Source organism: Dyella sp. 2YAF14 (assembly GCF_052114725.1).
In the GTDB taxonomy this organism is placed as follows: Bacteria; Pseudomonadota; Gammaproteobacteria; order Xanthomonadales; family Rhodanobacteraceae; genus Dyella.
On record NZ_JBFRFH010000034.1, the window covers coordinates 1 to 5,111 of the forward strand.

The following is a 5,111-nucleotide window of genomic DNA, read 5'->3' on the forward strand; positions in this document are numbered from 1 at the left end:
AAGCGATTGGGAGCCGACGCGCGACTAGCTCATCGTGGCCCGGCACCGCCTGACGGTGCAGCAACTAGAGGCCGGATATACGTGTGCAGTCGACACGGACGCCAGAGCTAAGAGATGCTTGGCAAAGGGGAGGAGTCCATATACGGACCTTACGAACATAGTTGATCTCCGATAGGGCGGAGCATGACCGAGACATCAATGAACATTGGCGCGATCGCATTAGAGATTGGCCTTCCGGTCGGGTCGTTGGTGCTCGTGGCTCTAAGGCCCGCGGTTCGACCAAGGGTTGCGGTGATACTTGGTGCGCTGTTCCCTGCGTTGTGCTTGTACGTTGCGATAGCGGCAAGCTTTCTGATCTCGCGAGGGAAATCAGACATATTTGCCTTCTACGCTCTGTGGGTGATGACGTTTGCGCCGTATGTGGCGATAGCGCTGGGAGGGTTTGCGCTCTCGTTCCTACGATGGCCCAGAAGTATTTGGGCGCGATTTGGGCTGGGAGTATTGACCGCGCCGGCCGCTTACTTTGCATTCGTGGTGCTTGTAGCGCTCCTACCTCGGTGGGAGCCCTAAGCTAAGTCGGCGTGCCGAAATGTTCGCTTTCGACCCGGAGCGGACAGTTTGTAGGGGACTAGCTATGAAACGCCTCTGATCCCATATATTTTTCGTTAGTCATTCAGTGAGGTCAGGATGCGCCCCCTAATCGCGGTACTGCTTTTTCTCCTTGCAAGCACAGCTTGGGCGCAGTCTTCAGCACTCGCTGCGCCCAAGCTCTACGCAGTTGTCTTTCAGGTGACCGTTAGTCCCGCAGGCAAGATAGATACGCTCGAAGTATCCAAAGTCATTGATCCAAGTTCCGGCAATACGCACGCAGTCGAGGTGGTAGTTCCTCAAAGTTATGTCGTTGCAGCACGGACATTTCTATCAAAGCGCACATATCCTTCTGATCCGAAGCAGTTCTTCACCTACACCTTCTACGATCCGTCGCAACCGACGCGTGCCGACATCGATCCCAAAGCAGATCCCGGGCAATAGATAGCTATGCGTTCAATATGCGCGTGACCTGTTCCGTTTTGGCGAAGGAATTGAGCGACCGCTTTCGACCCGAAGCGGACATCCGCCTCCAGTGGCGATGATCGTTATTTGAAGCGGGAATGGCTGTCAAGATGGTTCAGCGAGGGGATATGGGTACGCAGTTGGTTGCACGAATTATCGGTATCGCTATATTGATCATTCTTCTGAGGCCAGTTGCCGTTCTGGCGGACAGTGAGCAGTGCGAGGGCACTGCCGACTGTGGTCGCAAGGGCGATGTGGCTTACCAAAGGCATGACTATCAATCGGCCATCGCGTTCTATCAACAGCAAACGCAGCATTCCGAAGAGGACCGTGAGAACTGTCTAAGCAAATCCGCGGAGGATCCGGGGAAGGCCTGTGATTCGACCGCCACCATTGCTTATAACAATCTCGCATTGGCCAACTTGCATGCTGGCCACGCGGCCAAAGCGCAGATGTGGTTGTCCGTCGCTCCTCCCGGGGCGCGCACAGAGTTCAACAAGCGTCTCGTAGCCAACGCTCTCGCAACACGCCATTGGCCATCGCAGTTTGAGGGCGAAACCGGGGTCAGAGTGCCCTTTTTTTTATGCGCCGGCGTCGTCACAAGAGGAAAGTCCACTCTGCCCCCTGTTTTGGACCCCTGTTTTGGTTGGCAAATGGCCCACGGTCACAACACCAAGCGTGCGCGTTGCCGAAACGCGGCTTACCCGGATTCCTTCGATGCAGCGGCGGCCGCGGCGTACAAAGGGGCTGACCGAAAACTGATCGCGCAGCGCAGTGAAGACTGGGCAAACGCAGCGCACCAGGTCGCCATCCTGAAGGCGGAGCTCAACGCACCAGACCCGTCCGATCCCTATCGCGACGAGAAAGCCACGCTGCCAACTGGGCCCTAGCGTCGGGCGACGCGGAAAGGTGAAATGGCCGCTTCCGAACCGAAGCAGGCATCGCAATCGTTGCCTAACGTTGAAGGTGACCGCCGCTCAGCGGGCGCCGGAATAATCCATCCGCTTGAGGTCGCCCAGCATGCTTGGGCCGCTCGGATGCCAGTCCAGCACTTTGCGTGTCCACGCGCCCGACGCCAATAGATCCATGCCGACGAATCCGGTCAACCATCCGAAATGATCCGCCGCGTCACTCGACGAGATGGATATGACGGGCACACCCAAGCCCGCGCCGATCACTTCGGCAATATCGCGAACACGAATGCCTTCTTCGGCAACGGCGTGATAGCGCGCGCCAGGTTCGCATTTCTCGATCGCAAGCCGATAAAGCCGTGCCACGTCGAGCACGTGCGCAGCGGGCCAACGATTGAGCCCTTCGCCGATATAAGCCGATGCACCTTTGGCACGTGCGATAGCGATCAATGGACTGATAAGGCCTTGCTTCACCGTGTCATGCACCTGCGGAAGGCGCACGACTGACACGGCGACACCCTCCGCTAGCATTTCTGCCCCCGCGATCTCCGATGCTGATCGGGGGTTGGGATGTTCTGTATTGAGGACATCCTCGGTTGCAGGCTTGCCTGGCATGGCGATTCCCATGCCCGTTCCGGAGGTGATCAGCAGCGGACGGTCAGAGCCTGCCAGCACCGAGCCCATGGCCTTGATGGCCTGTCGATCCTTTTCACAGTTGGCGACGAAGTTGGAGAAATCGTGATCGAACGCGGTGTGGATCACGGCGTCCGCCTTCGCCGCGCCGCTGCGCAGACTGTCCAGATCTTCCAGATGGCCGCGATGCACCTCGGCACCCGTGGAAGTGAGGGCATGTGCACCCGCATCCGATCGTGTCATGCCAAGAACGCGATGCCCGGCCGCGAGCAGCTCCGGCACGATGCGGGAGCCGATAAAGCCGGTCGCGCCGGTCAGGAATATGAGCAAGGGAAGTCTCCAACGATGAGTATTGGATCTAACTTATCCCGACGCGCATACTGGTAAAGCGGTGACATTATCAGGGTATAAAAACCAACAGGATCGCCATGTCCACGTCTATCGACAATCAGCTCGGCACTTACCTGAAGGACAGGCGCAGCCGACTCGATCCGGCTGCCTTTGGTTTTACGGGTGGGCGCCGACGTACGCCGGGTCTGCGCAGGGAAGAGGTCGCCCAACGCGCCAACATCAGTCCCACCTGGTACACCTGGCTGGAGCAGGGACGGGGAGGCGCGCCCTCGGCAGATGTGCTCAACCGTATCGCCAGCGGGCTGATGCTGACTGAACCGGAGCGCGAACACCTCTTCATACTCGGCCTTGGTCATCCACCCGAAGTCCGTTACAAAGCCGTTGACGGCGTCACGCCCCGTCTGCAGCGTGTACTCGAGGCGATGGAAGTCAGTCCTGCAATCGTCAAGACCGCCCTGTGGGATGTCGTGGCCTGGAACCGCGCAGCGGCTGCGGTGCTCACGGACTACGGTGCGCTGCCTCCCGCAGAGCGGAATATTCTGCGGCTGATTTTTTCCAACTCACGGGTACGCGCCGCGCAGGAAGACTGGCAAAGCGTGGCACGGTTCGTTGTCGGCGCGTTTCGTGCCGACGCTGCGCGTGCAGGTGCTGTGGCGGAGATCGGCCAGTTCGTTGAAGAGCTGTCCCGTCTGAGTCCGGAGTTCGAAGCGCTATGGTTGGCCAACGACGTCAATGCCTACGGCGAGGGTGTAAAACGTCTGCACCATGCCGAACTGGGTCTTCTGGAACTTGAGTTTTCCGCCTTCGCCGTTGATGGGCGGCCGGATCTGGGGATGATCGTGTACAACCCGGCAACCAGCGCGGACGAGGATCGGATTCGTGCGTACATCAAGTCACGAGCAGTGGTGAGTTGAAGGCCTGCTTTCGACCCGAAGCAATGAGATGGACTCCTCCCCGTCTTCGGCATCGAGTGCCAGACTGGAAGCGATTAGAACCAGTCGCTGGCGAAGAGGAGTCCACCCATGAAGCTTACGCGCATCGGAGTAGACGTGGCCAAGCAGGTCTTCCAGGTCCACGGGATACCGCGTGAKGCTGATCGCGCCSCAATTTGTGAAGCCTTATGTAAAGAGCAACAAAAATGACGCCAAGGATGCGGAGGCAATCTGCGAGGCGATGAGTCGCCCGAGCATGCGCTTTGTGAGCGTCAAGAGTGTCGCTCAGCAAGATCTGCAAGCCATGCACCGCGTGCGCGCGAGTCTGGTGGAGCAGCGCACGGCCAAAGGCAACCAGATCCGCGGCCTAGTTGCCGAGTATGGCCTGGTCGCGGCGAAGGAGATGTCCTCGTTGCGTCGCGCGATCCCGAGCTGGCTGGAAGATGCCGACAACGGTCTGAGTGCGAGCTTCCGATACTTGCTCGAAGGTCTGTGGCGAGATTTACGCACAGCAGAGGAGCGCATCGTGGAATTGGATGGCCAAATCGACGAGGCAGCCAAAGCTGATCCTGATGCGCGCCGGTTGCAGCAGTTGCGCGGTGTCGGCCCCGTGGTCGCCACGGCCTTGGTGGCCTGTGTTGGCGATGCAAGACAGTTTGCCAACGGTCGACAGATGGCCGCATCGCTTGGCCTTACACCACGGCAGTGCAGCTCAGGCGGCAAGGACCGCTTGCTCGGCATTAGCAAGCGCGGCGACGCCTACGTTCGGTCACTGCTGGTCCATGGCGCCCGCGCCATGTTGCGAACTGCACCGCGACACGACGATCCGCTGAGTCGATGGGTGACCCGACTGGCGTCGCGATCTCATCCCAACGTGGCCTGTGTGGCGATGGCCAACAAGACGGCGCGCATGGCCTGGGCCATGCTCCGCCATGGTACGAACTACCAACCGGCGCTGGCGGCCGCCTAACCCATACATCCGAGGAAATCCCTTYACGATTGCGAAGCCCCCGAAGTGATGACGAACCGGTCGAACCGGCGTTGGCAAAMCCCTRAAAGGTCCGTGTGCTCAGAGCACGCCAAAGCGATTGGGAGCCGACGCGCGACTAGCTCATCGTGGCCCGGCACCGCCTGACGGTGCAGCAACTAGAGGCCGGATATACGTGTGCAGTCGACACGGACGCCAGAGCTAAGAGATGCTTGGCAAAGGGGAGGAGTCCATATACGGACC

At 59.4% G+C, this 5,111-nt stretch carries 4 protein-coding genes and 1 pseudogene; 4 read left to right on the top strand and 1 reads right to left on the bottom strand.

Translation table 11 applies throughout. The annotated features are described in order from the left end of the window. Nucleotides 1–687: 687 nt before the first annotated feature. Entirely contained in the window at nt 688–1,032 is a 345-nt protein-coding gene (locus AB4Y82_RS21065; protein ID WP_441605686.1) for a hypothetical protein, read from the top strand. A 119-nt stretch (nt 1,033–1,151) separates the two neighbouring features. Beyond that, nucleotides 1,152–1,943 carry a hypothetical protein gene (locus AB4Y82_RS21070; RefSeq protein WP_441605687.1) on the top strand — a complete coding sequence of 264 codons (792 nt, stop codon included), beginning with the start codon at nt 1,152–1,154 and terminating at the stop codon, nt 1,941–1,943. 87 nt (nt 1,944–2,030) lie between these two features. Here AB4Y82_RS21070 and AB4Y82_RS21075 read toward each other — a convergent pair whose 3' ends face one another. Next, nucleotides 2,031–2,927, bottom strand: coding sequence for an SDR family oxidoreductase (locus AB4Y82_RS21075; protein ID WP_441605688.1), 897 nt, complete (start codon nt 2,925–2,927; stop codon nt 2,031–2,033). A gap of 98 nt (nt 2,928–3,025) precedes the next feature. Here AB4Y82_RS21075 and AB4Y82_RS21080 point away from each other — a divergent pair, with 98 nt between their 5' ends. Then, a complete protein-coding gene (locus tag AB4Y82_RS21080) occupies nt 3,026–3,862 on the top strand; it encodes a helix-turn-helix transcriptional regulator (RefSeq protein WP_441605689.1) in 837 nt (278 codons plus the stop codon). A 166-nt stretch (nt 3,863–4,028) separates the two neighbouring features. Beyond that, nucleotides 4,029–4,850, top strand: a pseudogene (locus AB4Y82_RS21085) (IS110 family transposase); the annotation flags it as partial. Nucleotides 4,851–5,111: the final 261 nt, after the last annotated feature.

Bases quoted from the DNA above. Each gene is read 5' to 3' on its own strand.
- AB4Y82_RS21065 (WP_441605686.1), top strand. From the start codon at position 688: ATGCGCCCCCTAATCGCGGTACTGCTTTTTCTCCTTGCAAGCACAGCT.
- AB4Y82_RS21070 (WP_441605687.1), top strand. From the start codon at position 1,152: ATGGCTGTCAAGATGGTTCAGCGAGGGGATATGGGTACGCAGTTGGTT.
- AB4Y82_RS21080 (WP_441605689.1), top strand. From the start codon at position 3,026: ATGTCCACGTCTATCGACAATCAGCTCGGCACTTACCTGAAGGACAGG.